This window comes from Kitasatospora paranensis, from assembly GCF_039544005.1.
Lineage (GTDB): Bacteria > Actinomycetota > Actinomycetes > Streptomycetales > Streptomycetaceae > Kitasatospora > Kitasatospora paranensis.
Window position 1 is genome coordinate 4,198,539 of record NZ_BAABKV010000001.1, and the last position, 26,815, is coordinate 4,225,353.

Sequence of the window (26,815 nt, forward strand, 5' to 3'; positions counted from 1 at the left end):
CGGCGGCGATCACACCGGTACGGCTGCCGCCACCGCTGCTGCCGTAGGTGGTGACGGCGCCGGGGCCTGCGGGGCCGGAGTCTCGTCGACGAACGCCCGGAACATCTGGGTGCTGCCGGCAGGGTCGTAGTCGTTGTCAGCCATGGCGAGGACTCTAGCCAACCCGACGGCCCCGCCGACACCCCGGACCCCTCGCCGGGGTGATCTCCGCAACCTCTCCGCACCGCCCGCGACGGGCGTGCAACAGCACCGTGAACTCCGCCGCGCGGCGGAATGGCGGCCGGGACGATCCGGTTGACCCCGGGCATGACCGAAAACCGCAACGACGCCCCCCGGGTGACCCTCGGCACCTCCGACCTGGCCGTCTCGCCGCTCGCCCTCGGCGGCAACGTGTTCGGCTGGACGGCGGACGAGGCGCAGTCCTTCGCCGTGCTCGACGCCTACCTCGCCGGCGGCGGCAACTTCGTCGACACCGCCGACGTGTACTCGGCGTGGGTGCCGGGAAACACCGGCGGCGAGTCCGAGACCGTGATCGGCGCCTGGCTGCGCAGCCGCGGCAACCGCGACGAGGTCGTGATCGCCACCAAGGCGGGCATGCACCCGGAGGCCTCGGGGCTGAAGGCCGCGACGATCAAGCGGGTGGCCGAGCAGTCGCTGCGCCGCCTCGGCATCGAGCGGATCGACCTCTTCTACACCCACCGGGACGACCCGCAGACCCCCGTCGAGGAGATCGTCACGGCGCTGGACGAGCTGGTGAAGGAGGGCAAGGTCCGTGAGGTCGCCGCTTCCAACATCGGTGCCGACCGGCTCGCGGAGTCGCTGGCGTTCGCCGACCGCGAGGGGCTGGCCCGGTACGTGGCCGTGCAGCCGCACTACAACCTGGTCTCCCGGGACACCTACGAGGGCGAGGCGGCCGACGTGGTGGCCGCGAACGGGTTGTCCGCCGTCCCCTACTACGCGCTGGCCTCCGGCTTCCTGACCGGCAAGTACCGGCCGGGTGGCGCCGAGGTGGCGAGCGCCCGCGCCCAGGGCGCCGCCCGCTACCTCGACCAGCCGCGCGGCCCGCTGGTGCTGGACGCGCTGGACAAGGTCGCCGCGGTGCACGGCGTGGAGCCCGCCACGGTCGCGCTGGCCTGGCTGGCCGCCCGTCCCACTGTGGCCGCGCCGATCGCCAGCGCGCGCACCGTCGAGCAGCTGCCGCCGCTGCTGGCCTCGGTCGGCCTGCGGCTGAGCCCCGAGGAGACCGCGCTCCTGGACGAGGCCTCCGCCTGACGCCCCCACGGGGGTGCCGAACGCCGAACGCCCCGGACTGTCCACAGGCTGTGGACAGTCCGGGGCGTTCGGCGTTCGGCTTCGGGCTAGGCCGGCCGGCCCTCCCGGCGGGCGGCGGCGGCTTCCTGGCGTGCGGCCCGCACGGCCGGTGCCGGCACCGGGGCGCTGACCCCGGCCGGGGCGACGAAGGCCACCAGCAGCTGTTCCATCAGGGCGCTGCGGGCGGCTTCGTCGAGCTCGTGGGCGGTGGCGCGCTCCAGGCGGCGCACCGCCAGGGCGGCGGCCTCCACCGCGTCGTCCACCAGCACGGTGCGCAGTCCGGCGTCCAGGTCGGCAAGGCGGCGGCGGCGCATCGACTCGGCGACCTCGGGGGCGTACTCCAGCGCGACGGGCTGCGCCGAGTACACCTCCAGTCCGGCGGCATGGGCCTCGGCCGCCAGCGCCCGGCTGAGCTCGTCGGCGAACCACTGGCCGTCCCGCAGGGCCGGCCCGGGGGCCGAGTTGGAGTCGCAGGGCAGCCGGCTCGCGGTGCGGGTGAGCACCGCGTGGATCTGCTCCCGGAGATAGGCCTCGAAGTCGGCGACCGACAGCACCGCCCGTGCGGTGTCCCGGACCCGCCAGACGACCAGCAGCCGGACGACGATCGGGGTGCCCGTGCGGTCGGTCACGGTGACCGGATCGCTGCGCCAGTGCCGCAGCCGGACGTCCACCCGGCGCCGCCGGGCCAGCGGGTTCACCCAGACCAGCCCGGCCCGGCGGACGGTGCCGCGGTAGCGGCCCCACCGGGTGAGCACTCGGGCCTCGCCGCCGGGGTTGGACAGCAGCCCGCCGAGCACGAGCACCAGCAGCAGCCCGACGGCGGTGACACCGGCGATCTCCGGGTCGGTCAGGCCGACCGGTCCGCTGCGGCGGACGGCGTCCAGCCGAAGATCCGGCAGCGCCTCGATCTGCGGGAGCAGGCCCGCCCTCGCCACGATCACCGCGATCCCGACCGCGCCGAGCAGCAGCACCAGCAGCGCGAGCCAGCCGGGCAGGGCCAGCGCGTGCCGCTCCCGGACGGCCTGGTCGACCCGGGGCGGACGGCGGGCGGCCGGGGCCTCGGCCTGTCCCGCATCGACCCGGCCCGCATCGGCCCGGGCGGCGTCGGCCGCCGTGGAGCGGGAGCCGCCCGCGGCCGCGACGGGGGTCAGCTGCTGGGTCGGCGGGCCGTCGAGGTCGTCGCCGAGCAGCCGCGGACCGGTCCGGATCAGCGGCTTGGTGAGGGCGCCGGCGAGCGACCGGCCCAGGGCGTTGCCGGTGGCGGCGGTGGATCCGGCCGCACCGGGCATCTCGGCGCCGGCCGGCGGGCGGGGCGCTCCGGCGGGGCCGGGGGCCGGCCGCTTCGTTGAGTCGCGGGTGACGTCCATGCACCGATCCTCGGGTTCGTGTGTCGGGCAACGGGCGGGCCTGATCTGACGGACCGTCCGATTCCAGGCTAGGTGTTAAGTCATGAAATGAGACATTTCTGATCATTTCGGCGTGTCGGTACTGCGACAGAAACCCGTACGCCTGCGCACCGTCGCGACCGGGCCACCCGTGGCCGCCGGGCCGTCAGCGCCGCCGACTGCCCGGGCCCCGGGCCAGCAGCCTCCACAGCGGCAGCCCGGCCCCCGCCGCCAGCAGCAGCCCGCCGAGGACCGCCGTCCAGCGGCCCGCCACCGGCGCTTCCCCGGCCGGTTCGGGCCGTCGGCCCGCGGCGGCAGCGCCAGCGGCCGGGCCGGGGCGGCTCCGCCCGCGGCCGACGACTCCCCCGGCCCAATGGTGGACGCTGCGACCGACGGGTCGGCGGGGTCGACGGCGGGGTCGACGGCGGTCGGCGACGCCGGCTCGGAACCGGGCGACGGCGAGAGGGAGGGCGATGGGGTCGGCGAGTTCGACGGGGTCGGGGAGTTCGCGGGGGACGGCGGCGCGCCCACCCGGACGGTCACCGGCGTGCCCGCGGCGGCGTTTCCGGCGCGGTCGGTGGCGGTCGCCCGGAGCGTCCGGTCGCCTGCGGCGAGGTCCAGGCCGGGGGTGCAGCCCCACGTGCCGTCCGGCGCGGTGACGGCGCTGCACAGGACGGCCCGGTCGCTGCCGGGGTCGGGCCCGGTCACGGCCACGGTGGTGGCGGGCTCCGCTCGGCCGGTGAGCCTCGGGCGGACGGGGACGCTCTCCCCTCCCGCGGTGAGACCAGCACGGGCGGCGCGGGCGGCGCGGTGTCGACGGTCAGCGGGACGGCCCGGCCGGCCGTCCGGTTCCCCGCGGCGTCCACGGCGGTGGCGGTGAGCCGGTGGGTGCCGTCCGCGAGGTTCTCCACCGGCAGGCACGACCACGCGCCGTCCGCGCCGACACCGGTACTGCACAGTTCGCCGGCCACTCGGCCGGAGCCGGGCGGTTCCGCGACCGAGACCGTGCTGCCGGGCTCGCCGACACCGGTCATCAGCAGCGCGGGGTCGTTGGTGAACTCGGGCAGGGTGAGCACGGGCGCCGTCGGGGGAACGGTCTTGACGGTCAGCCGGACGGGTTCGCCCGACAGGACGGTGCCCGCCGCGGTGGTCTCGACCGGGGTGAGGGTGTGCGGGCCGTCGGCGAGCGGGCGGTCGGGTCGGCAGCTCCAGCCGCCGTCCTGGCCCGCCTGGTCGCGGCAGTGCTCGGCACCGTCCTCGACCACCGCGACGGTCGCGCCGGGGACACCTCCGGCCCCGGTCACCGGCGGGCGCACGTCGGCTGTGGCGGTGCCGGTCGCCGGGGCGGTGATCTCCGGCCGGGCGGACCCGGCCGCCAGCCCGATCCGCTGGTCGAGCACCTCGCCGGAGTCGGCGAAGCCGCCCGAGGAGACCAACTGGGCGGCGTCGCGGGCGATCCGCAGCCGGGCCCAGGTCTCACCTGCCACGGCGCCGCGCTCCGGGACGGTCCACTCCAGATGCGCGGAGGACGCCCCGGCCGGGACCTCCGCCTGCACCCGCTCGGTCGGGTCGAACTGCCCGTTGCGGTCGAAGTCGACCCAGCCGGCCAGCACCGCCGGCCCGGGCCCGGGGCTCACCGGGACGTCGAGCCCGTACGCACGGCCGGCCGCGGCCTCCGAGGGGAAGGACAGCGTGGGATCGGCGCCCTGGTACTCGCCACGGCCCGGACCACTGCGCGGCCGGGACGGCGCGGCCCAGGGGCCGGGCGCGCGCGGCACCGCCTCGACCAGCGGGCGGACGTCCACCGCGCCGACGGCGTCACCGTCCGCGCCCCCGCCGTCCGGGCCGGGGTCGGCCGGCCCGCTGACCAGGGGGCGGGCGGTGGCGGTACCGGGCAGCCCGGCCCGGGTGGACGGGTCGATGGCGTGCCGGCCGAGGGCCAGGTCGGAGAGGAGGTGCGAGGCGTTGCCGTACCCGGCGGGGGCGCTGCCCAGCGACTCGTCGAGGGTGACCGTGAACGCCGCCGGCAGCGCCGGCGCGGGGGCGGTCGAGCCGTTCCGAGCCGTGGAGCGCTGCTCCATCCGGAGGGTGACGGTACTGACGGTGCCGGTGAATTCGAGGGTGCCTGCACCGTCGGCGGCGGTGTCCGCGGCCGGGTCCGCGGGCGGCGCCAGAGTGTTGCCGTCGACCGTCCAACCCGTCCACGCGGTGCGCCCGACCAGGACGGGGGCGGCCGGGGTGGCGCCGGTGAGGCTCAGCCGGGCCGCGGTGACGGTCGTCCCGGACGTCCCCGCGGTGCGGGCCATGAGCCCGCTGACGTGCAGTCGGGGATTTCGGACGGGCCGCGAGAATCCGATCCGCAGTGATCCGAGTTCCCGCCAGGATCCGTCCGCGGCCGGCCGCGTCCCACCGATCCGGAAGGTCTCGGCGGGATCACCGGGCCGCATTCCGTCCGCATACGGCTGATTCGCCCCGGATCCGCCGAGTGCACCCGGCGCGGCGGCACTCTCGATTCCGGGCAACGGGGCGAAATCCAGCTGCACGGCGAGTCCGGACGGCAGCACCGCACGCCGTTGCGGACTCCACGCGGCGGGGCTCTGCTGGGCCTGCACCGGCCCGGCGGCCCAGCCCAGCAGCAGGGCCGCGACCACGGCGGCGGCCGGGGCGCGCAGCCGGGATCGGGCGTCGGGAACCCCCGCGGACTGTCGGGTCATCCGGAGCTCCTTCGCCGACCGATGGCCCGGACACGGCCGACGGGACCGGGCGCGGCCATAACATCCGACAAAAGCGAATCACAGCTGACACTCGGTCAAAATCCGACACCAGGAGCCACCGCCGGATTGCACCCGATTGGCAGCCGCACCGGGCGACGGGCCGCAGCACCCGAACTGGCGACCCTCGGCCATTCCAGGCACATCACGACCTGGAATATCCGCGAAATCCCGGATGAATCACCCGCCGCTCTGTTCGATTTGATGGACTCTCAGTAGAGTCGGGCGCCGTGAGCATCGACCCCGTTCTCGTCAAGCGCAGCTTCGCCGCCGTCGAACCGCACGGCTCCGAGGTGACCGCGTACTTCTACCGGCACCTGTTCGACCACCACCCCGGCGTCCGCGGCCTGTTCGCCGAGCACCTGGACGACCAGCAGGACCGGCTGTGGGCCGCACTCGGCGCCCTGGTGGCGAATCTGGAGTCGACCGACACCCTCGTCGGCATCCTCCGCGACCTCGGCAGCCGGCACGCCGGCTACGGCGCCCTGCCCGAGCACTTCCCGGCGGTGGGCGACAGCCTGATCGCCACCCTGCGGCACTACGCCGGCGACACGTGGACACCGGAGGCGGAGGCCTCCTGGGCGGCGGTGTACGGCGTCGTGGCCGACACCATGGGCTCGGCCATGGCGGCCGCCGGCCCCGCTCCGTCCTCCGGCTGAGGGCCACCCGGTGGCCTACGATCCCGCGGTCCTCCGGGCCGGCCTGGCCGTCGTCGAACGCCGGGCCGGCCAGCTGACCACGTACTTCTACACCCACCTCTTCGCGCACAACCCCGGGCTGCGCAGGCTCTTCCCGGCCGACCTCGACGAGCAGCGCGACCGCCTCTTCGCGGCCCTCACCCGGCTGGTCGCGCGGCTGGACGAACCGGACCGGCTCACCGACTACCTAGCGGCCCTCGGCCGGGACCACCGCAAGTTCGGCACCCTCCCCGCGCACTACCCCGCCGTCGGCGCCAGCCTGCTGGCGGCACTGCGCCACTTCATGGGGCACTCCTGGACGGTCGAGGACGAGAAGTCCTGGACGGGGGCCTGGACGGTGATCTCCGAGGCGATGATCGGTGCGGCGGCCGCCGTCCCGCCGGGCACCCCGGCCTGGTGGGACGCCGACGTCGTGCAGCGCCGCCGGGCCGCGCCGGACGTCGCCGTGCTGACCCTGGCGCCGAACCGCCCCTACCCCTACACCGCCGGCCAGTACCTGACCCTCTGCTCGCCGCGGGTGCACCGGGTGTGGCGGCCCTATTCGATCGCCTGCGCGCCCCGCCCGGACGGCACCGTCGACCTGCACGTGCGCCGGGTGCCCGGCGGGCTGCTCTCCACCGCGCTGGTCAACGACGTGGTGCCCGGGGAGCGGGTGCGGCTCGGGCCGCCGATCGGCGACGCGGTGCTGGACCCGGCGTCCCGGCGACCGCTGCTGGCGGTGGCCGGCGGCACCGGCTGGGCCCAGGCGAAGGCCCTGGTCGAGCAGCTCGCCCTGGACGGCGGCCGGCCCGCCACCGTCCTGCTCGGCGCCCGGGACGACGCCGACCGGTACGACCTGGCCGCGCTCCACGACCTGGCCGACCGGCACCCCTGGCTGGAGGTCCTGCTCGCCGTGCCCGCCGGCCGCGCCGACCGGGCCGAGGCCGTCGAACTGCTGCAGGAGGGGCTGCACGGGCTCGGCGACTGCTCCGGCCGGGACATCCTGCTCAGCGGTCCGCCCGACCTCGCCCCCGAGCTCACCGACCAGCTGCTCGCCCAGCACGCCGAACCGGAGCTGATCCGGCACGACCCGGTCCCGCACACCTTCGACCGCGCGCGCCCGCTCACCGCACCCGAGTGGTTCCTGGCCGACCGCGACGTCGCCTGGATCAACCGCACGGACCTCGCCTGAGCCCGCCGGCCCCCGGCGGGCGGCCGGGTACGACGACGAAGGCCCCGGACGGTGTCCGGGGCCTTCGGGTGGTGCGCTCAGCAGGATTCGAACCTGCAACCTCTTGATCCGTAGTCAAGTGCTCTATCCGTTGAGCTATGAGCGCCGGTACGCGGCCCGACGGGCCACGTGCGGCAGATTGTGGTGCGCTCAGCAGGATTCGAACCTGCAACCTCTTGATCCGTAGTCAAGTGCTCTATCCGTTGAGCTATGAGCGCTCGCCCTGGCGGCTGGCCTCCGGGGCGGTGCGGGGACAACATTACATGACCGTCGACGTGGGGTGAAATCGATTGATCCCGGGCGCCCGGCCGGCCCTCCGGGGCACCTCCCCGGAAACGGCAGGAGCCCCGTCGACTGATGCCGACGGGGCTCCTGTGAGGCGGAGGCTGAGGGATTTGAACCCTCGATGGGCGGTAAAACCCAAACCGCATTAGCAGTGCGGCGCCATAGACCGGACTAGGCGAAGCCTCCTCCGCGCGAACCGCTTCCGTCTCCGGACGCGAGCCGTGCGCATGTGATGATGCCACAGCCCAGGGGCCCGACACCAACCACCGACAACGTTACTAGGCGGGTCGTCCACAACGCAAAGAACAATGAGATACTGCCGGGGCCCGAGGAGAGCGCGCGCCCGCGAGCCGCCGCCGTGACCCAGCCGGCGAGATCGCCGACATGCCGTGAGGAGACCTGTCGACGTGAGCAGCAGGCCCACCCGAGGCGCTGCTCGCCTCGCCGCAATACTCGACGCCCTGCCCGACGCGCTTCTGCTGGTCAACAGCAACGGCACGGTGGTGGACGCGAACAAAGCGGCGGTGGAGAGCCTGCAGGCGCCCGGAACATCCCTGGTCGGGCGAGGCCTGCTCGACCTGTTGCCGGAGTTCGACCCCAGCCGGATCCCCGGCTCGATGCGGCCCGCCGCGACCGAGTCCGAGGGGCTCGACCGGCCCGTCCGGATGACCGCCCGGCGCACCGACGGGAGCACTTTCCCGGTCGAGGTCAGCGGCAACGACTTCGCCGACGACGGCGCGTCCGCCGAGGGCCGCGGCTACGTGCCGTACGACCCCTACCGGGAGGGCGGCGGCCAGGAGCTGCTGCTGCTCCTGGTGCGCGACCTGACCGGCCGCCTGGGGGTGGAGGCCGAGCTCCGCCGCCAGCACAAGCAGACCGAGATGATCCTGCGGGCCGCCGCGGAGGGCGTGCTCGGCGTGGACCTCGAAGGCCGCGTCGTCCTGGTCAACCCGGCCGCCGCACACATACTCGACTACCGCGCCAGTGAACTCGGCGGGCGCGAACTGCACCCGCTGATCCAGCACTCCCAGCCCGACGGCAGCCCGCTCGCCCTGGAGGGCTCGGCGCTGCTCGACACCCTGCTGTCGGGCCGCAAGCACCGGGTCCGCGGGGCCGTGCTGTGGCGCAAGGACGGCAAGCCCGTCACCGTCGACCTCACCACCGCCCCCGTCCGGGACGGCGAGCAGCTGGTCGGCGCCGTGATGACGTTCACCGACCGGACGAAGGAGCTCGCGCTCGTCGCCCGCAACGAGCACCTCACCGCCGTCCTGGAGACCGAGCTCGGCGACGCGCTCACCGCCCTGCACCGGCGGATCGACGCGCTCGCCGCCGACCCGGCCGGGCAGCTGTGGCCGGAGGCCAACTGGACCCTGCGGCGCCTCGCCGAGGAGTGCCGGCGGTTCGGCACCCTGATCGACGACGTGCTCGCCCACCAGTCCTTCGAGACGGCGGCCGAGGCCGGCCGCGAGCGGCCGGCCCACAAGCCGGTCGGCCTGGACACGGTCGTGCAGCGCGCCGTCGAGCACGCCGGCGAGCTGGTCGGCCCCGGCCGGGTCCGCTACTCCGTGCACGCCGCCGCCGTCGAGGTCACCGCCGACCGGGAGCGTCTCGCCCAGGCGCTGGCCCACCTGGTGGCCGACGTCAGCGGCATCACCCCGTCGCTGGACGCGCCCGGCTCCGGTGCCGGCCCGTCGCTCGGCGTGCCCGCCCTGCCGCCGGTCGGCGGCGACACCCCGATGGTCGTGGTGGCCGCCGCCCAGCGCGGCGACGTCGCGCGGATCGAGGTGCGCGGGCCCGCGCTGCGCAGCAGCCCGGTGCACCTGCCGATCGCCGGCGCCACCGTCGAACGCCACGGCGGTGTCCTCCAGCGCCACGAACTGCCCTCCGGCGCCGGCACCACGTACGTCGTGGAGCTGCCGCTCGACCCGGCGGCGGCGCGCTCGTCGGCCGGCCGGCCCAGCGTGCCCAAGGAGACCGACACGGCGATGCTGCCGGACCTCCCGGAGCTGCCGCCTGCGGATCCGGTCAAGGACGGCGCCGGCGAGCCCGGCATCGCCGAGATGGTCAGCACCGGCACCGGCGGAACGTTGCGGCAGCGGCGCAAGGAGCGCGCGCAGGCGGCGGCGGAGCGGGCCGCGGCGCAGGACCGCGAGGCCGCCGAGCGGCGCGGCGGTCCGATCGCGCTGGGCCCGATCCCGCTCGGCCCGGGCGAGGCCGTCCCGGTGGCCGACGCCGCTCCCGCACCGATCGCCCTGCCCGCCGCAGGAGCGCCGACCGGCACCGACGCTGACGGCACGTCGCCCGAATCCGGCACGGACGAGCCCGCCCGGCCGTCCCGGCGGCGCCGACGCGCCCCCGCCGAGGAGAGCGCCCCGGCGCTCCCCGGCCTGCCCGAGACCACCCCGGCGTACCCGGGCCTGGAGCACGCGCTGCCGGTCGGGCCGCCCGCGGCGGCCCCGGCCGTCCCGCCCACCGGCCGCCGGCGGCGACTCGCCGACCCGGACGCGCCGGCCGGCGAGCAGCACGCGCCGGGGGCGGACGAGCCCGAGCCGGCCGCGGCGTCGCAGAGCGCCCTCGCGCTGCCCGCCCCGGCGGCGCCCGTCGCCGAGACCGCGCCCGTCCGGGCGGGGCTCCCGGAACTGCCGTCGGCCGCACCGCAGCCGCCGCAGCCGGTCGGGACGGGGCTCGGCGAGCTCAGGCTCAGCCCGCCGCGCCCGCTGCAGAGCGCCTTCCCGTCCCCGGCCGCACCGAACGCTTTCCCGCCGCACCAGCCGGTGCCGCACCAGCCGCAGGCCGACGGCGCCCAGCCGTCCGGGCCCGGCGCCGAACTGGCCGCGCTCGTCCCGGCCGGAGAGGCCGCCCGGGCGGACGCGTCGGGCGCGTCGGGCGCGTCGGGCGCGATGGAGCCGCGCACCCCGCCGCGGCCGCTCGCCGAGCTGGCCCGGGCCGGCGCCGGCGACCAGGCCGAGCCGTCCGCCCCGGCCAGCGGCCCGGAGGACGGCGCGCGCCGGCTGCTGGTCTGGCCCGAGCCCGACCCGTCCACCAAGCTGGCGCTGCAGGAACGCGGGTACCGCCCGGTGATCGTGCGCTCCCGCGAGGAGGTCGACGCCCAGGTCTCCGGCTTCCCGGCCGCCCTGTTCGTCGACCCGCTGACCGGGCCGATCACCCGGACGGCGCTGGAGTCGCTGCGCACGGCCGCGCTCAACCAGCGGGTGCCCGTCCTGGTCACCGCCGGGCTCGGCCAGGCGACCCGGGACGCCGCGTACGGGGCGGACCCGGCCGTGCTGCTGCGGGCGCTCGCGCCGCGCGACAGCGAGAACCACGCGCCCCGGGTGCTGCTGGTGGAGGCCGACCATGACATCGCGTCGGCCATGATCAGCAGCCTGGAACGCCGCGGCATGCACGTCGAGCACGCCTCGGACGAGAACGAGGCGGTCGCCCGGGCCAGCAGCGTGCAGCCCAACCTGGTGGTGATGGACCTGCTCCGGATCGACCAGGGCCGGACGGGTCTGCTCGACTGGCTGCGCGCCAACGACCGGCTGCACCGCACCCCGCTGGTCGTCTACACCTCGGTGGACCTCGACCCGCAGGAACTGCCCCGGCTGCGGACGGGCGAGACGGTGCTGTTCCTGGCCGAGCGCTCCACCACCGCGGACGTCCAGGGCAGGATCGTCGACCTGCTGGGCCGGATCGGCGCGATGGCCGGAGCCGGCACGGCGGGCCACTGACGCCCGGCCCGGCGCACCACCGCACACGCCCGCGGCCCCGGCATCGAGCCGGGGCCGCGGGCGTGTGCGGGGTCGTGTGCGGTGCGGCGGCTAGTCCTTGCCGAGCACGGTGACGTCCAGCAGGTCGGCCGCGTACTCCGAGCGGATCACCTTCTTGTCGAACTTGCCGACCGAGGTCTTCGGCACCGCCTCGACGAGTGCCCAGCGCTCCGGGAGCTGCCAGGACGCGATCCGGCCGGCCAGGAAGGCCCGCAGCGCGCGCAGGTCGGCGGTGGCGCCGGGACGCAGCACCACCGTGGCCAGCGGACGCTCGCCCCACTTCTCGTCCGGGACGGCGACCACCGCGGCCTCGGCAACCTCCGGGTGGGCCATCAGTTCGTTCTCGAGCTCGACCGACGAGATCCACTCGCCGCCGGACTTGATGACGTCCTTGGCGCGGTCGGTGAGGGTCAGGTAGCCGTTCGGGGTGATGGTGCCGACGTCGCCGGTGCGCAGCCAGCCGTCCTCGCTGAACTTGTCGTCGGGGCGCTCGGGATCGCGGTCCGCGCCGCCGAAGTAGGCCCCGGCGATCCACGGGCCGCGGACCTCCAGTTCGCCGGCGGAGTGGCCGTCGTGCGGCATCCGCTCGCCGCCCGGGCCGATCAGCCGGGCCTCGACGGAGGCCGGGAAGAGCCCCTGGGTGAGCCGGTAGGGCCACTGCTCCTCGGCGGTGAGACCGCCCGGCGGGAGCGAGAATGTGCCGAGCGGGGAGGTCTCCGTCATGCCCCAGGCGTGCACGACGCTGATCCCGTGGCGCTCCTCGAAGGCCTGCATCAGGGCCGGTGGGCAGGCCGAGCCGCCGATGACCACCATGCGGAGCGTGGAGGTGTCGTAGCTGCCGGCGTCGAGCTCGTCGAGCAGGCCCGTCCAGATGGTGGGGACGGCGGCGCTGACGGTGGGCTTGATCCGGTCGATCATCTCGGCGAGCGGCTTGGGCTGCAGGTGCCGGTCGGGCATCAGCAGGTTCGCGCCGGCCATGAAGGCGGTGTGCGGGACGCCCCAGGCGTTGACGTGGAACATCGGGACAACCGGCAGCGCGGTGTCGCGGGAGGTGAGGCCGAAGCTGTCGGCGGCCATCACCTGCAGACAGTGCAGGTAGACCGAGCGGTGGCTGTAGACGACGCCCTTGGGGTCGCCGGTGGTGCCGGAGGTGTAGCAGAGCGCGGCGGCCTGCCGTTCGTCGAGCTCGGGCCACGGGTAGGCGGTGGGCCGGTCGGCGATCAGGTCCTCGTACTCGTGGACGGTGCCGGTGAAGCCGGCCAGCAGCGAGCGGTCGCCCTCGCCGCTGACCACGATGTGCCGCAGGGTGTCGTTCAGCTGTCCGAGGACGCCGGCCAGCAGCGGCAGGACGCTGCCGTTGACGATGATCACGTGGTCGGCGGCGTGGTTGACGATGAAGGACAGCTGGCCGGCCGGGAGCCGCAGGTTGAGGGTGTGCAGCACGGCGCCCATGGAGGGCACCGCGAGGTAGGCCTCCAGGTGTTCGGCGTTGTTCCACATCAGGGTGGCCACCCGCTGGTCGCCGGTGACGCCGAGTTCGTCGCGCAGGGCGTGGGCGAGCTGCGCCGCCCGGGCGCCCACCTCCGCGTACGTGCGGACCACCGGGCCGGTGCCGTCCCAGGTGGTGACGGTCGCCGCGCCGTGGACGGTCGAACCGTGCGCCAGGATCCGGGCGGTGGTGAGCGGTACGTCCTGCATGGTGCTGAACACGCGGGTCCTCCTTGACCGGGTGGGGTCTGCCCGGCTACTCGCAAGTAGTCACGGCCGACGTGCCGATTCTTGCCCCGTCCGGGCCCCCGTGTCAGCAATCGTGGTGCAGTTGAGACCAGCATCTCCGGCGCCCTGGACGGGCTCCGCGGGCCCCGGCCGGCGCCGGTCACGCCACGGGTGCGTCCAGCTCGTCGCGGTCGACGGTGAGGGAGACGCCGCCGTGCGTCTCGGCCACGTTGCCGTGGTGCTGGTGGATGCGGCCGTGGTCCGTCCAGAGGTCCGGGTTGAGCGCGCCGGCGCCGTCGGTGGTGGTGGCCTTGTCGTCCCAGCGGGCGTACCAGACGGCGTCGGGCAGCGGGCCCGCGCCGTCGCGGGCGGCGGCGGCCAGGTCCGCGACGCCGGACTCGGCGGAGGAGTAGAAGCCGGCGAGGTAGCCGGCCTCGTGCAGGCCGTCCGTCCAGCCGGTGGCGAAGTCGACGACCGCCCGGCTGCAGTCGGCGTCGCCGCGCGGGTAGGCCTCGATGTCGAGGTAGACCGGGCTGCCCTGGGCGATGCCGAGGGAGCGGAGGGCGTCGACCGCCTCGGCGGCCTCCTCCTCGCCCTGGCCCACGGCGTCGCCGGGGTCGATGTGGGCGGGCTTGTTGGCGTTGGTGCTGCACGGTGCCTGGCGGCCGACGTGGGTGGGCATGAAGGACCAGCCCATGGCCCGCGCCCGGGCGACCCAGTCGGCGGTGAGCCGCGGCTGGCTGCAGCCGCGCTGGCGGCCGCTGGTGTAGATGCCGACGGCGCCGTACGCGGAGTCGTCCCACCAGGCCTGCATGGCGTCCAGCGAGGGCGCGGTGCAGGTGTCGAAGCCGGGGCCGCGGTAGGTCCGCGGGGAGTCGTCGAACCGTCCTGCGCCCGGCGGGGCGGCCCGGTGGTGGTCCGCCCGGCCGGCCGGCGGGGGCACCCCGGCGGCAGCGGCGGCCGCGGCGGGCCCCCGGTGGCGAGCAGCAGGGCGAGTGTGGCCGCTCCGACGGCGGCGGATCCCAAGTAGCGCACTCACCAGTCCTACTGACTGATCGTCGCAATCCGGCGGGAGGCGCACACCCGTGAGCTGCGAGTTCACCCGGCCGGGTGGACCGTCCACAGAGTGGTAACGAGCTTGCACCGCGAAGAGTCCTTACGTCAGACTCGCTCCCATGTCCGTCGCCAACTCCTGCGAGCCGTCGTTCACGGCTGTCACCGGCGAGTCCTTCGCCGACGCCCTTGCCATGCCGCCCTCCCCCAAGGGCGAGCCTGCCGGCGAGCGCGGTGGCTGGCGACGACGCGGCACGGCGACGACCACCGCGCCGCCCGGGGCCGACCGGCACCGGACACCCGCCGACCCGCCGACCGGCGGCCCCGTCCGGGCCACCTCGTCGCAGCGGCGTCTCGGAGCGATTCCGGCGCCGCTGCTCTGTGTCGGGGCGATGGTCACCGTCCAGCTCGGCATCGCCCTCTCCAAGCCGCTGTTCGGCGTGCTCGGCGTCGGCGGGGCGACCTTCCTGCGGCTGACGGTGGCCGCGGCGGTGCTGCTCGCCGCCACCCGGCCGCGGCTGCGCGGCCGCAGCCGCCGGGACCTGCTCTCGGCTGTCCTGCTGGGCCTCGCCTCGGCCGGGATGACGCTGTTGTTCGCCGGCGCCACCGACCGGCTGCCGATGGGCACCGCGTCGACCATCGAGTTCCTGGGCCCGCTGGCGGTCGCCCTCGCGCTGGCCCGCCGGGCCGCCCACCTGGTGTGGGCGCTGCTCGCGGGCGGCGGCGTCGCCCTGCTGACCCTGCTCGGCGGGGGCGCCGGCGGGGGCCTGGACCCGGTCGGACTGGCCTACGCCTTCGGCGCCGCCGCCTGCTACGCCGGGTACATCCTGTTCACCGACCGGGTGGGCGCGGCCTTCCGCGGCTTCGAGGGTTTGGCCGTCTCGTTCACCATCGCGGCCCTGGCGCTCGCCCCGTTCGGCGCCGTCCAGGCCTGGCAGGGCCTCGCCGCGTCCGGCTCCCCCGCCCTGGTGCTGCTCGCGGTCGCCGGAGTCGCCCTGCTCTTCCCGGTGATCCCGTACGCCCTGGAGATGACCGCGCTGCGCAGGATGCCGCAGCGGGTGTTCAGCGTGCTGGTCAGCCTGGACCCGGCGATCAGTGCGCTGGTGGGCCTGCTGGTGTTCGGTCAGCTGCTCGGCGCCGTGCAGGTGGCGGGCATCGGGTGCGTGGTGGCGGCGAGCGTCGGGGCCACCCTGACAGCGCGGCGCTGAGCCCCGCACTCCCCTCTCCCCCGCCACGGCCGGCGGGCGGTGCCGTCCGGCACCGCCCGCCGCAGCCATGCACCGCCCCGCTGCCCTTCCTGCTCGGTTGCCCTTCCCGGTACCCCTTCGCCCGCCCCGCTCCTCCTGGTCCGTCTGCTGGATCTGCCGTGGTGTCCGCGTGGCGCCCCCGCCCGCGGTGGGCCGGTTGCGGCCCCGAGAGAAGAGTGGCGCAACAAATCGACAAAGGCACAGATCGGCACCGCCGTTTCGCCCATTGGCGTGATCCGCGGACCGACCGCGCATGATCCGCCGACCACCCCGGCACCGGCCACCGAACCCCCGCTACCTGGTCCGATGCGGCCCGGCACCGATCGCGGTGGATGCCCGCAGCGGCGGCGCAACGTCACCACCGGGGGCGCGCGACACCGGACGCGCGCCCCGCGATCCGAGCACCCGTCAGAGCGCCTTGCCCGGGTTCAGGATCCCCAGCGGATCGAAGACCGCCTTGATCTGCCGCTGGAGGCCGAGCGCCACCGGGCCGAGCTCCCGGGCCAGCCACTCCCGCTTGAGCAGACCGATCCCGTGCTCGCCGGTGACGGTGCCGCCGAGCGAGAGCCCCAGTTCCATGATCTCGTCGAAGGACTCCTTGGCCCGGGCCACCTCGTCCGGATCCGCCGCGTCGAAGATCACCACCGGGTGGGTGTTGCCGTCCCCGGCATGGCTGACGACCCCGATGGTGAGCCGCTGCCGTGCGGCGATCTCCTCGACGCCGTCGAGCATCGCGCCGAGCCGCGAGCGGGGCACCGCCACGTCGTCGATCATCGTGGTGCCGAGGCGCTCCATCGCCGGGAGCGACAGCCGGCGGGCCTGGAGCAGCAGATCGGACTCCGCCTCGTCCTCGGCCGGCACCACCTCGCTCGCCCCGGCCGCCCGGCAGAGCTCGGCCACCGCCGCCAGCTCCGCCTCCTTGGCCGGGCCGTCGAACGCCACCAGCAGCAGCGCCCGGGTCTCCTCCGGCAACCCCATCCGGGCCATCGCGTTGACCGCGCGGACGGTCGTCGTGTCCATCAGCTCCATCAGCGACGGCACGTGGCCGGAGGCCATCACCGCACAGACCGCCTCACTCGCCGACGCGGTACTGGGGAACTCCGCCGCCAGTGCCAGCTGCGGCGCGGGCGCCGGCCGCAACGCGACCACCGCCTCCACCACCACGGCCAGGGTGCCCTCCGAGCCGACCAGCAGCCGGGTCAGGTCGTACCCGGCGACGCCCTTGGCCGTCCGCCGGCCCGTGCTCAGCAGCCGCCCGTCGGCCAGCACCACGTCCAGACCGAGCACGTACTCGCTGGTCACGCCGTACTTCACGCAGCACAACCCGCCGGCACCCGTCCCGATGTTGCCGCCGATGGTGCAGGACTCCCAGCTCGACGGATCGGGCGGGTAGGCCAGGCCGTGCCCGGCGGCCGCCCGCGACAGCTCGGCGTTCACCACGCCGGGCTGGACGACGGCGATCCGGTTCACCGGATCGACCTCCAGGATCCGGTTCATCTTCACCATCGACAGGACGATGCAGCCGTCGACGGCGTTCGCGCCACCGGACAGGCCCGTCCGGGCGCCCTGCGGCACCACCGGTACGCGCAACTCGGTCGCCGTCCGCAGCACGTGCTGCACCTGCTCCACCGTCTCCGGGAAGACCACCACCGCGGCGACGCCCGCCTCGCAGAACCCGGCCATGTCGTGCGCGTAGGCCGCGACCACGTCCGGATCGACGGCAACGGCCTCCTTCGGCATGCCCTGTACCAACCGCTCGACCAGATCACCCACGGCAGCCTCCGCCTCCACATGCCTGGCCGCGCCCGGCCCCGTCGTACGGGCACCGACCGCGTCCTGTCCGTTCCGAACTCTGCCGCCGGGGGCGGGGCGCGGCAAGAACGCTGCGACAGGACCGATGGATCGGCCGGGGGCCTCGCGGCACCGAGGACGCGACGGCGCCCGCACGACGGGGCGCGGCGGGTGACGGTGTCAGGTGCCGGGGCGGTCCAGCAGCACGACCTCGAACTCCTCCAGGCTCCGCAGCGACACACCCGCCGCCCCGACCCCCGCACTGCGGACCGCGGCCTGCGGACCGCGGGAGGCCACCAGCGCGGCGCGGTCCGAGAACAGCACGCCCACCGCACAGCGCCCGGCCGGGCGGTCCAGCAGCAGACTGGCGGACTCGAATCCCGGCAAGTCCCGGAGCCGGGTCAGCACGGTCTCCCGGAACGCGTCGACCAGCTGCTGCTCGCCCTCGTGCGCGACGGACAGTTGCACCATCCGGAAGCCGGCCCCGGGGCCGGCGTGCGTGGGCGGGGTGAACACCGGCGCCTCCCAGACGTCGGTGGTGACCGTCCCGGCGAACGGGGACAGCAACGCGCCCCGCTGCTCCCGCAGATGATCGTCGCTGGCCCGCTGGTCCTCCTGGGTGTCCCACCAGCTGCCCATGACGATCTTGCCGAGCTCACGGTCGGCGAACAGCCCGTAGCCCCGGTAGCCGGCCTGGGTCGCCAGCATCCGGGGAGCGGCCTCCCGGGTGGCGTCGAGAGCCGCGTCGATCAGAGCGGGGTCACCGGTCGCGTAGACGGTGCGGACGTACATCGCTGCTCCTGTCCCTCGCCGGCGCCGCGACCATCGGCGATCGCCCGGCGCCGGGCGTGTGCCACCACCATCCGAGGCCCGCCCCACCCACCGGGCAAGGCAGGACGGTCCGTCCGGGGGATCCGGCCGGGGTCCGCCAGAAGCAGCGCAGCCGGGAGTGGGCTTCGCTGCGCTGCCGAAGCGTGCGCGGCACTGTGGCGCAAGGCCCGCTCGGATCAATGGGAGCGGACCACTGAAACAGCGCATTTCGTATGCAATGCTTCAAAGAGAAAGAATTTGTGCGCTTTGGTCCGATCTGCCCACCGGACCCAATAGGTCTTCCTTGTTGAGCATTGACCAGTTTGCCCCTCAACTATTTTTAATTTCCCGTGCGAGGCCGAGTCGACTGTGGAAGGATGCCGAAGGGCAGCGGGGGATGCAGGAATGCTCACCCCCATTGCATGTTCGATTTTCGGAATTGCCGGATCGTCGAATGGGGGGTTCATGTTCAAGCGGAAGCTCGCTCGCCTGGCAGTCCTGGGTGGTGCGACTCTGATGGCAGTGGGTGGCGGCCTGGCCAGCGCGGAGGCATCCACATCCGCGTCGTACATCGGTTACGGGTACTCCACCAGCGGGAGCGGTGTGTGGTGTGTCCAGCATGCCCTGAACTATGCGAGGGGGCGGCGCTGACTGAGGACGGCCAGTTCGGCCCGGCCACCAAAAATGCGCTGGTCGGATTCCAGCAGCAGCACGGTCTGCAGGCGGACGGCGTCGTCGGCCCCCAGACGGGAAGTTCGCTCCTTTCCAACGGGGACCCCTACTACGCCGGCTACTGCTACTCGTTCGTGCGCACCACCAACTGAACCGATCACCGGGACGGTCTCTGTCGGGCTGCACCACTCGACCGATCGGGTAGGAATAATTCGATGCATGCACCCGGCCGGGCTTTCCCGGCCGGGTGTTCTGCGTGGCGGCCGTGAAGTTCGGCGAAGACCGCTGTGAGCCCTCGTGGTCGGTGGACGGACTGCGATCGGGTTGACCCGACCGAGGTGGTTCGGCGGGCCGACGAAAAGATCGAGCCTGCCCTGACATGAGGCACTCGGCGGCCCGGAATCACCCGCGGGTCAGGTCAGGACCGGCACCGACGCACTGGTCAGGGGCGACATGCGGGTGGGCACCGTGACACACAAAGCACTCAGGGCGGGTACCGACCGAAGTCGGTACCCGCCCTGAGCCGGGCTTTCGCCTCACCTGCGGAGGGTGTGGGATTTGAACCCACGGTGAGGGGTCACCTCACGACAGTTTTCAAGACTGTTCCCTTAGGCCGCTCGGGCAACCCTCCTGGCGGGGGTCAGCCTAACGGGTCGGAGCCGGTTCGGTGCACTCCGTTTCCGGGCGGGGGCGGCCGCCGGGGTCAGTTGTCGCCCTTGCGCTCGCCGAGGGTGACGGTGGTCTTGGCGGCCTTGCCGTCGCGGGTGTACTCGACGGCGACCTTCTCGCCGGGCTTGTGCGTCCAGATCTCGGAGACCAGGGTCGGGCCGCTGTCGATCGGGATGCCGCCGAGCTTGGTGATGACGTCGCCGGCCTTGAGGCCGGCCTGGTCGGCGGGCCCGCCCGGGGTGACGGCCGGGGTGCCCTGGACGGCGGCGGTCTGGATCTGGGCGCCGTCACCCGTGTAGTCGTCGTTGCGCAGGACGCCGAGGATGGCGTAGACCGGCTGGCCGCTGGTGATCAGCGTCTCGGCGACCCACTTGGCCTGGTTGATCGGGATGGCGAAGCCGAGGCCGATCGAGCCGGCCCGGCCGGATCCGCTGGTGTTGGACTGGATCGCCGAGTTGATGCCGATGACCGCACCGGAGGCGTTGAGCAGCGGGCCGCCGGAGTTGCCCGGGTTGATCGAGGCGTCGGTCTGCAGGGCGTTCATGTAGGAGGCCTGGGCGCCGGTCTCGTCACCGGAGGCGACGGGGCGGTCCTTGGCGCTGATGATGCCCGTGGTGACGGTGCCCTCCAGGCCGTACGGGGCACCGATCGCGATGGTGGCGTCGCCGACCGCGACCTTGTCGGAGTCGCCGAGCGGCAGCGGGTTGAGCTTGTCCTTCGGCGGGTTGTCCAGCTTGATGACGGCGACGTCGTACCCCTGGGCGCGGCCGACCACCGAGGCGCTGTAGGACGAGCCGTCGGAGAACTTGACGGTGAGCTTGCCGCCGTTGGCCGCCGGGGCGACCACGTGGTTGTTGGTGAGGATGTGGCCCTGGGTGTCGAAGACGAACCCGGTGCCGGTGCCGGACTCCTGCGAGCCGGAGGCCTTGATGGTGACGGTGCTGGGCAGGGCCTTGGCGGCGATGCCGGCCACCGAGTCCGGCGCCCGGTCGGTGACCTTGCGGCTGTCGCTCACGCTGACGGTGGTGCTGGAGTGCGTGGCACCCGCGGAGCCGCTGTCGCGGTCGGCCACGGCGACGCCGATCGCCCCGCCGGCCACGCCGGCGACCAGGGCGACGGCGGTGATCAGCGCGATCATCCCGCCGCGCTTGCGCTTCGGGCCGGGGCCGCCGGAGGACGCGTACGGGTACCCCGGGTCACCGGGCTCGCCCGGGCCGCCCGCACCGGGCACGGGGCCGGTCGGGTGGCCCCAGCCGCCGAGCGGCTGGCCGGCGCCGAACGGGTGGTGCACCTCGTTGCCCGGGGGCTGGGCCGGGGGCGGCGCGGCCGGGGTCCCGTACGGGTCGGTGGCGGCCGCCGGGGTGCCGTACGGGTCGGCCGCGGGGGCCTGTGCGGCGTACGGGGAGGCGGCGGGGGCGGCCGGCGCCGCGTAGGGGTTGGCCGGCTGCGGTTCGGCCGGGGCCGGCAGGACCGGCGGCGGTGCGTCGATGTAGGTGGGCGGCGGCGCGTCCAGGTAGGACGGTGCGGCGGGGGCCGGGGCCCCGGCCGGCGGAGCGGGCTCGCTCAGCTTGGTGAGGGCGAGCGTCGGCGCGGCCTCGACGACCGGCCGGACGTCGGTCGGCGCCGCCTCAGGAGCCGGTGCCACCGCCTGGGGCTCGCCGGAGGGCTGGCCCTCCTGCGGCCCGGTGGACCCACTCGCGTGCTCGGTGCTCACGGACGACCTCCATAGCTGACAGGACCTTGGCGCATAGTTTTTCGTACAGCCGGTTCGGATGCCGTAAGCGGCCCCCTGAAGAACGTCTAAGAATCCTTAGGCGTCCCTGACAGAGCCAGGTCACGGGCGTTCCTCGCGGCGCACCGGTCGGTACACCGACGGCCCCGTCCGGCCGGAGGGCGGTGGTCCGCCATACGGACCGGTACCGGACCGGCCTTGGCTCCGACCGGCGCGCCCGTTAGCCTTTGCTCCCATCTGAACACGCGGGAGCTTGGACCTTCCAGGCTGAGAGTGCGCTGATCGACCGTACGCCCCGGCACCGACCGGGGCAGGGCGAGGGGCGCAGACCGCCTGAACCTGTCCGGGTAATGCCGGCGTAGGGAGTATCGGCCATGACGGCTGTTTCGCCTGCCCGTTTTTCCGAGCCGGGTGCCGACGCGCACCGCGAGGCCCCCTGGTGCTGGACACCGCACCTCCGCGCACCCTCGACGGCCGGGCGCTGTTCGCGCTCTGGGCGAACCTCGGGGTCAGCCTGATCGGCTTCACCAGTGCGGCGACGGTGCTGGGCGCCAAGGGCTCGGAACTGTCCTTCACGGCCGCCGTGACGGCGATCCTGGTCGGCACCGTGATCGGGACGGCGATGCTGGGCGTCGCCGCGCTGATCGGCGCCCGGACGGGCGCGCCGGCGATGGCCGTGCTGCGCGGCCTGTTCGGCACCCGGCTGTCCTACCTGCCGACGGTGCTGAACATCCTGCAGTGCATCGGCTGGGGCGTGTACGAGCTCACCGTGATCGCCTGGGGTGCGCAGCAGGTGGCGGGCACCGAGGGCTGGCGCTGGCTGTTCGTGGTGGCGGCGGGCGTGCTGACCACCGTGCTGACCATCTGGCCGCTGGGCTCGATCGCGGTGCTGCGCCGCTACGTGGCCGTCGCGGTGGGTGTGGCGATGGTGTACTTCACCGTCCAGCTGGGCCGGCAGGGCTTCCCCGACCCGGGGGCGGGCAACTGGCACGGCTTCCTGACCGCGACGGACGCGATCATCGCGGTGTCGATCTCGTTCGTCCCGCTGGCCGCGGACTACACCCGGCACGCGCGCAGCTCCGGCGCCGCCTTCTGGGGCACGTTCTCCGGCTACACGGTGGCCCAGGTGTGGTGCTACGTGCTGGGCCTGATCGCGCTGCTCCAGTCGGGCGGCGACCCGGACAAGGTGTTCGCCTCGTTCACCGGGGTGGCGGCGGGCTGGCTGTTCCTGCTGGTGCTCGTCCTGCGGGAGACGGACCAGTCCTTCGCCAACGTGTACTCGACCGCCATGTCGGTGCACAACCTGCTGCCGCGGGTGGACCGTCGGGTGCTGACCGGCGGGATCGGCGTGCTGGTGACGGTGCTGGCGCTGCGGATCCAGCAGTTCACCGACTCCTACTACGCCTTCCTGGGCCTGATCGGCTCGGTGTTCGTGCCGCTGTTCGCGGTGCTGGCCGTCGACTACTTCCTGGGGGCCGGGCGCCGCGGCTGGGACTTGTCGCAGGGCGCGCCGTCGCGTCCGCTGATGCTGTTGCCGTGGGCGCTCGGCTTCGCGGTCTACCAGTTCCTCAACCCGTCGGCGATCGGCGGCTGGTGGACGGGGATGTGGACGGACCTGCAGTCCGCAGTGGGCTTCACGCCGCAGTCCTGGACGTCGGCCTCGCTGTTCGGCTTCCTGGTGCCGGCGCTGGCGACCTGGGCGCTGACCCCGTTCACCGCCCGGGTGCGCGGCGGCGCGCAGGACTGACCGGGCGAGCTGTTCACCCGGGGTTCCCCGTGCCGAGGCGGCCCGGACATCCGGCGGCTCGTAGGGTGGCCGGGTGGACACTCAGCATCTGGGCCGGGCCGCCTCGTCGGCGCCGGCCGACCCGGCGCCGGGCCGCACCGCCGTGCAGGTCGTCGCCCACCGGGGTTCCTCGGCGGCGCTGCCGGAGCACACCCTGGAGGCGTACCGGCTGGCGATCGACGAGGGCGCGGACGCCCTGGAGTGCGACGTCCGGCTGACCGCCGACGGCCGGCTGGTCTGTGTGCACGACCGGACGGTGCGGCGGACCTCGGACGGCCGCGGTGCGGTGTCCGCGATGACCCTCGCCGAGCTGTCGGCGCTGGACTTCGGGTCGTGGAAGTCCCCCGAGGCGCCGCGGCCGAGCGGGATCCTGACCCTGGCCGGGCTGTTGGAGCTGGTCGCCGACGCCGGGCGGCCGGTCGGACTCGCGATCGAGACCAAGCACCCGACCCGGTACGCCGGCCGGACGGAGGCGGAGCTGCTGCGGATGCTGGACCACTACGGGCTGCTGCCGCGGACGCCCGAGGAGTCCTCCGTACGGGTGATGAGCTTCTCTGAGCTGTCGCTGCACCGCATCCGGCGGGCCGCACCCGCGCTGCCGACCGTCTACCTGCTGGAGCGCCGGCTGCCGGTGCTGGGCCGGACGCGCTCGCTGCCCGGCGGTGCGGGCATCGCCGGGCCGGGCATCGAGCTGGTACGGCGCGACCCGGGACTGGTGACGGCGTTGCGCCGGGCCGGGCACCGGGTGCACGTGTGGACGGTCGACGAGCCCGCGGACGTCGAACTCTGCCTGGGGCTCGGGGTGGAGGCGCTCATCACCAACCGCCCGCGGGAGGTGCTGGCGCAGCTCGGCCGCTGAGCGGGGAGCGGGCGGTCGGCCGGGCCGCGGATCGGGGTGCGCGGGCGCGCGGAACGGGGTGCAAAGCGCGCCCGGAAGCTCAGAAAACGCTCAATTCCCGTCACTTTCACAACGGACCGTAAGCGGCTAATCGCCCGGTGAATACCGTGAGTTGCGGCGTCATGAAATGTCCGCGCACGATCGCGGGCCGGTCGTTTCCGACGCATTCCCAGGGGGCATCCATCCCTCGGCAGACGCTGAAGGAGGTCCCGGGGGTGGCGTTGATGGTGGCGCGTGCTGTGCCCGACAAGATCGGGCCGACTACGTCGTCCATGGCAGTGCCGCACGGTCCGGCCAGCGTCGGAACCGCCCGGCGCCGCATGCGACGTGAACTCGGCGACCGCGGGATACCGGATGCGGTCGTGGACGACGCGGTGTTGATCCTTTCCGAACTGCTCAGCAATTCCTGTCGATACGCCCGCCCGTTGGGAAAGCTCACCGAGCTGGACGGCGACACGGATGGCGGCGGCGGATACAACGGCGCCCGCGGCAACGGCGCGGCCGCCCGCGGCACCCGTCACGACCAGTACGGCGGGCCGGGCGAACCGGAACCGGGCGGCATCCTGGTGCGCTGGTGGACGAGCGAGGACGGCCCGCTCACGCTCGCCGTCACCGACGGCGGCGCGGTCACCCGGCCGATGCCGGCCGCCCCCTCGCTGACGGCGCGCGGCGGCCGCGGGCTGAGCATCGTCGGCAAGCTGTCCTGCGCCTGGGGCGTCCGGGACGCGCCCGGCGAGGTCACGGTCTGGGCCGCGGTGGCGCTGCGGACGGACAAGGCAGACGACCTGACGGGCGGGCCCACCGGGTAGCCGACCTCCCGTCAGCCGTCCGGCACCCGGCGCCGCCGGGCGTGATGCCCCGGCCGGGCGGGTCCGCGGCACGGCCCGCCGCCCGGGCGTTGCGCCGCGCACCCGGCGAACCTCAGTAGGCTGCCGGTGCACTGTCGCCGTACCCGGGAGCCGCACCATGGCCAAGAAGGCCGCCAAGTCCTCGTCGCAGCCCAGCCCGACCGCCGCCACCGGCGACGTCCCGGTCGTCGGCGCCCGCGAGAAGTGCCCGTGCGGCTCCGGCCGCCGTTACAAGGCCTGCCACGGCCGGGAGGCCGCGCACGCCGTCCAGGAGCTGGTGCACCGTCCGTTCGAGGGTCTGCCCGGCGAGGCGGACTGGGTCGCGCTGCGCGAGCTGGTGCCCGCCGCGACCGTCCCGCTGACGCTGGCCGCCGGGGTGGCGGAGAGCGCCGTCGGCGAGGTGCCGTCGGTGACCCTGGCCACCGTGCTGCCGCTGGCCTGGCCGGCGCTGCGCCGCCCGGACGGCTCGATCCTGCTGGGCCTGCAGACCCAGTCCTCCTCCGGCGACCTGAGCCGGGACCTCGCGGACGCGCTGGAGCTGGCCCTCGCCACCGAGCCGGGCAGCCCCGTGCCGTCCCGTCGCACCGTCCCCGGCGGCCGCCGCCTGCAGGAGCTGCTGGACACCCGGGCGGCGTTCGTCCCCGAGGTGCACACCGGCTTCGAGTTCTGGCTGGAGGACGCCGAGAGCGCGTCCGGCGAGGTCGCCGCCTCCCTGGAGCGGGCCAACGCCTCGGCGATCCCGACCGAGAAGGTCACCTCCGTCGACGCCGCGTACTGGTGCGGCACCCCGGACAAGAACCACCTGCGCTGGGTGATGACGGTGCCGGAGGAGAAGCTGCTGGACGCGCTCGCGCGGCTCTCGGCGGCCGGGCACACCTCGCTGGGCGAGGGCACCAAGCTGGTCGGCTCCTTCCGGGCGCACGGCCTGACGGTGCCGGTGTGGGACCTCCCCAAGGAGTTCTCCGCGGCCGACTGCGAGAAGCCCGCGGCGGAGTTCGCCGAGCGGCTCGCCGGCGCGCTGGAGGAGAACGCGCCCCTCGGCGCCGAGGAGCGCCGGGCCCGCGCGAACCTGGTGAACCGTCAGATCACCCTGAACTGACGGGAAATGTGACTCGCATCACATTTCCGGCCGTGGGACGAAAAAGCCAGGTCGCGCCATGGCCGGACAAATTGGCGGGCCGACGGATCTTTGTTACTGTTTAAACAGTCCGGTCGCTGGTGCATCCCCCGTCGCCAGCGACCGGATTTTCCATGCCCGGACAGGCCGGGCCGGCCCGGCCCCGCCGAGCGGATCAGTACGAGAGCGGACTGCCGTCCGACTCCGCGACGCTCGCCGCGATCAACCCCTCCAGCAGCGGGCCGACCTGGGGCAGCCACACCTCGCCGTCACCCGGCGCCGACACCCAGTGCACCCCGCCCGCACCGGTCTGGGACGGCGGCAGCAGCACGTACCCGCCCGGACCGTGGTAGCGCAGCGCGCCCGGCACCCAGGGCCGCTCGGCCAGCAGCGCACCGAGGTCCTCCAGGGTGAACGGGGCCACCAGCAGCGCGTACCGGGACGGCGTCGCCAGGACGGGACCCACGGCCACGCCCGTCTCGGCGAAGTACGTCAGCACCCGGGCCCCGGACGCCGCAGGGAGACTGACGGCGCAGAATGTCCGGCCGGTGGCCGCGATGACCGGAGCACCGGGCGCCCGGTGCTCCCACCACCACTGCACCATCCGGGCGTCGGTCGTCGCCCCGGCCAGCGGCGGATCGTGCGGGTGGGCGCCGGCCAGCGGACAGCGCGGCTCGCCGCACGAGCACGGCCCGAACAGCCCCCGCACGGCCCGCGCCCCGGGCAGCACGGGCCAGCCGTGGTCCACCGCCTCCAACGCGGCCAGCAGCAAGGCGCTCTGCTCCCGACGGCGGCTGCCGGGCCACCGCAACTGCATCCGACGCATGGCTGCTCGTTCCTCTCGGCGACCGCTGGGCTCAGAACCACCGGACGGCGGCAGGGCGCGGCCGGCGTGAGACGAGGGAGGGGCGCCGGGATGCTCCCGGAAGATCGGCCCTGGAACGAGAATCCCTCATACGGCCGGATGGACGCGCCCTGGGAGCCGCCGGTTCCACCGTACGAGTGAGTGGGCCGCCCGCCGGGGAGCCGCCGGGCGCCGGAAGCATACG

At 74.4% G+C, this 26,815-nt stretch carries 19 protein-coding genes, 4 tRNA genes and 1 pseudogene; 10 read left to right on the plus strand and 14 right to left on the minus strand.

What is annotated here, in order from left to right:
• Positions 1 to 9: 9 nt before the first annotated feature.
• Positions 10 to 144 (minus strand): hypothetical protein, encoded by a 135-nt coding sequence (locus tag ABEB13_RS20205; protein WP_345706624.1) that lies wholly within the window; start codon positions 142 to 144, stop codon positions 10 to 12.
• A gap of 162 nt (positions 145 to 306) precedes the next feature.
• Between ABEB13_RS20205 and ABEB13_RS20210 the strand changes: the two genes are divergently transcribed.
• Positions 307 to 1,272, plus strand: a complete 966-nt coding sequence (locus tag ABEB13_RS20210) for an aldo/keto reductase (RefSeq protein WP_345706625.1) — start codon at positions 307 to 309, stop codon at positions 1,270 to 1,272.
• An 86-nt stretch (positions 1,273 to 1,358) separates the two neighbouring features.
• Here the strand turns inward: ABEB13_RS20210 and ABEB13_RS20215 are convergent, their stop codons facing one another.
• The 3 genes and pseudogenes from ABEB13_RS20215 to ABEB13_RS20220 all read right to left on the minus strand — a co-directional run bounded on the left by ABEB13_RS20215 (position 1,359) and on the right by ABEB13_RS20220 (position 5,410).
• Entirely contained in the window at positions 1,359 to 2,678 is a 1,320-nt protein-coding gene (locus ABEB13_RS20215) for an SPFH domain-containing protein (RefSeq protein ID WP_345706626.1), read from the minus strand.
• 606 nt (positions 2,679 to 3,284) lie between these two features.
• Positions 3,285 to 3,410 (minus strand): annotated as a pseudogene (locus ABEB13_RS40635) (hypothetical protein); the annotation flags it as partial.
• Positions 3,401 to 5,410: an Ig-like domain-containing protein gene (locus ABEB13_RS20220; RefSeq protein ID WP_345706627.1), complete on the minus strand. Its 2,010-nt coding sequence runs from the start codon at positions 5,408 to 5,410 to the stop codon at positions 3,401 to 3,403. The gene ABEB13_RS20220 and the pseudogene ABEB13_RS40635, both read right to left, overlap by 10 nt.
• 287 nt (positions 5,411 to 5,697) lie before the next feature.
• Here ABEB13_RS20220 and ABEB13_RS20225 point away from each other — a divergent pair, with 287 nt between their 5' ends.
• Together ABEB13_RS20225 and ABEB13_RS20230 are read left to right on the plus strand one after the other, a co-directional pair.
• A complete protein-coding gene (locus ABEB13_RS20225; RefSeq protein ID WP_345706628.1) occupies positions 5,698 to 6,126 on the plus strand; it encodes a globin domain-containing protein in 429 nt (142 codons plus the stop codon).
• A gap of 10 nt (positions 6,127 to 6,136) precedes the next feature.
• Positions 6,137 to 7,336 carry a globin domain-containing protein gene (locus ABEB13_RS20230; RefSeq protein WP_345706629.1) on the plus strand — a complete coding sequence of 400 codons (1,200 nt, stop codon included), beginning with the start codon at positions 6,137 to 6,139 and terminating at the stop codon, positions 7,334 to 7,336.
• Between the two features lie 69 nt (positions 7,337 to 7,405).
• Here ABEB13_RS20230 and ABEB13_RS20235 read toward each other — a convergent pair.
• The 3 genes from ABEB13_RS20235 to ABEB13_RS20245 all read right to left on the minus strand — a co-directional run bounded on the left by ABEB13_RS20235 (position 7,406) and on the right by ABEB13_RS20245 (position 7,846).
• A tRNA-Arg gene (locus tag ABEB13_RS20235) sits at positions 7,406 to 7,481 on the minus strand.
• Positions 7,482 to 7,517: 36 nt separating this feature from the next.
• Positions 7,518 to 7,593: transfer RNA gene (locus ABEB13_RS20240), tRNA-Arg, on the minus strand.
• A 162-nt stretch (positions 7,594 to 7,755) separates the two neighbouring features.
• A tRNA-Ser gene (locus ABEB13_RS20245) sits at positions 7,756 to 7,846 on the minus strand.
• 221 nt (positions 7,847 to 8,067) lie between these two features.
• Between ABEB13_RS20245 and ABEB13_RS20250 the strand changes: the two genes are divergently transcribed.
• Entirely contained in the window at positions 8,068 to 11,388 is a 3,321-nt protein-coding gene (locus ABEB13_RS20250; RefSeq protein ID WP_345706630.1) for a hybrid sensor histidine kinase/response regulator, read from the plus strand.
• Positions 11,389 to 11,478: 90 nt separating this feature from the next.
• Here ABEB13_RS20250 and ABEB13_RS20255 read toward each other — a convergent pair whose 3' ends face one another.
• Entirely contained in the window at positions 11,479 to 13,137 is a 1,659-nt protein-coding gene (locus ABEB13_RS20255; protein WP_345706631.1) for a long-chain fatty acid--CoA ligase, read from the minus strand.
• Between the two features lie 166 nt (positions 13,138 to 13,303).
• A complete protein-coding gene (locus tag ABEB13_RS20260; RefSeq protein WP_345706632.1) occupies positions 13,304 to 14,086 on the minus strand; it encodes a glycoside hydrolase domain-containing protein in 783 nt (260 codons plus the stop codon).
• Between the two features lie 232 nt (positions 14,087 to 14,318).
• On the opposite strand from ABEB13_RS20260, the gene ABEB13_RS20265 reads away from it, so the two are divergent.
• The gene (locus ABEB13_RS20265) at positions 14,319 to 15,404 is read left to right on the plus strand and encodes an EamA family transporter (protein WP_345706633.1); all 1,086 of its coding nucleotides are present in this window, start codon (positions 14,319 to 14,321) and stop codon (positions 15,402 to 15,404) included.
• Positions 15,405 to 15,851: 447 nt separating this feature from the next.
• Here ABEB13_RS20265 and ABEB13_RS20270 read toward each other — a convergent pair whose 3' ends face one another.
• The gene (locus ABEB13_RS20270; RefSeq protein ID WP_345709741.1) at positions 15,852 to 17,183 is read right to left on the minus strand and encodes an FAD-binding oxidoreductase; all 1,332 of its coding nucleotides are present in this window, start codon (positions 17,181 to 17,183) and stop codon (positions 15,852 to 15,854) included.
• Between the two features lie 231 nt (positions 17,184 to 17,414).
• A complete protein-coding gene (locus ABEB13_RS20275; RefSeq protein ID WP_345706634.1) occupies positions 17,415 to 18,026 on the minus strand; it encodes an antibiotic biosynthesis monooxygenase in 612 nt (203 codons plus the stop codon).
• A gap of 440 nt (positions 18,027 to 18,466) precedes the next feature.
• On the opposite strand from ABEB13_RS20275, the gene ABEB13_RS20280 reads away from it, so the two are divergent.
• Positions 18,467 to 18,868, plus strand: coding sequence for a peptidoglycan-binding domain-containing protein (locus ABEB13_RS20280; protein WP_345706635.1), 402 nt, complete (start codon positions 18,467 to 18,469; stop codon positions 18,866 to 18,868).
• 391 nt (positions 18,869 to 19,259) lie between these two features.
• On the opposite strand, the gene ABEB13_RS20285 is transcribed toward ABEB13_RS20280, so the two are convergent.
• Both ABEB13_RS20285 and ABEB13_RS20290 read right to left on the minus strand, forming a co-directional pair.
• Positions 19,260 to 19,347 (minus strand) — tRNA-Ser (locus tag ABEB13_RS20285).
• Between the two features lie 72 nt (positions 19,348 to 19,419).
• Positions 19,420 to 21,099, minus strand: coding sequence for a S1C family serine protease (locus tag ABEB13_RS20290; protein WP_345706636.1), 1,680 nt, complete (start codon positions 21,097 to 21,099; stop codon positions 19,420 to 19,422).
• 457 nt (positions 21,100 to 21,556) lie between these two features.
• Here ABEB13_RS20290 and ABEB13_RS20295 point away from each other — a divergent pair, with 457 nt between their 5' ends.
• The 4 genes from ABEB13_RS20295 to ABEB13_RS20310 all read left to right on the plus strand — a co-directional run bounded on the left by ABEB13_RS20295 (position 21,557) and on the right by ABEB13_RS20310 (position 25,748).
• Positions 21,557 to 22,864, plus strand: coding sequence for a purine-cytosine permease family protein (locus ABEB13_RS20295; protein WP_345706637.1), 1,308 nt, complete (start codon positions 21,557 to 21,559; stop codon positions 22,862 to 22,864).
• 88 nt (positions 22,865 to 22,952) lie between these two features.
• Entirely contained in the window at positions 22,953 to 23,762 is an 810-nt protein-coding gene (locus tag ABEB13_RS20300) for a glycerophosphodiester phosphodiesterase family protein (RefSeq protein ID WP_345709742.1), read from the plus strand.
• Positions 23,763 to 23,923: 161 nt separating this feature from the next.
• Positions 23,924 to 24,610, plus strand: a complete 687-nt coding sequence (locus ABEB13_RS20305) for an ATP-binding protein (RefSeq protein ID WP_417466430.1) — start codon at positions 23,924 to 23,926, stop codon at positions 24,608 to 24,610.
• 157 nt (positions 24,611 to 24,767) lie between these two features.
• On the plus strand, positions 24,768 to 25,748 hold the full coding sequence (locus ABEB13_RS20310; RefSeq protein WP_100889398.1) for a DUF5926 family protein: 981 nt from the start codon (positions 24,768 to 24,770) through the stop codon (positions 25,746 to 25,748).
• Between the two features lie 193 nt (positions 25,749 to 25,941).
• Here the strand turns inward: ABEB13_RS20310 and ABEB13_RS20315 are convergent, their stop codons facing one another.
• The gene (locus ABEB13_RS20315; RefSeq protein ID WP_345706639.1) at positions 25,942 to 26,592 is read right to left on the minus strand and encodes a bifunctional DNA primase/polymerase; all 651 of its coding nucleotides are present in this window, start codon (positions 26,590 to 26,592) and stop codon (positions 25,942 to 25,944) included.
• Between the last annotated feature and the right edge of the window lie 223 nt (positions 26,593 to 26,815).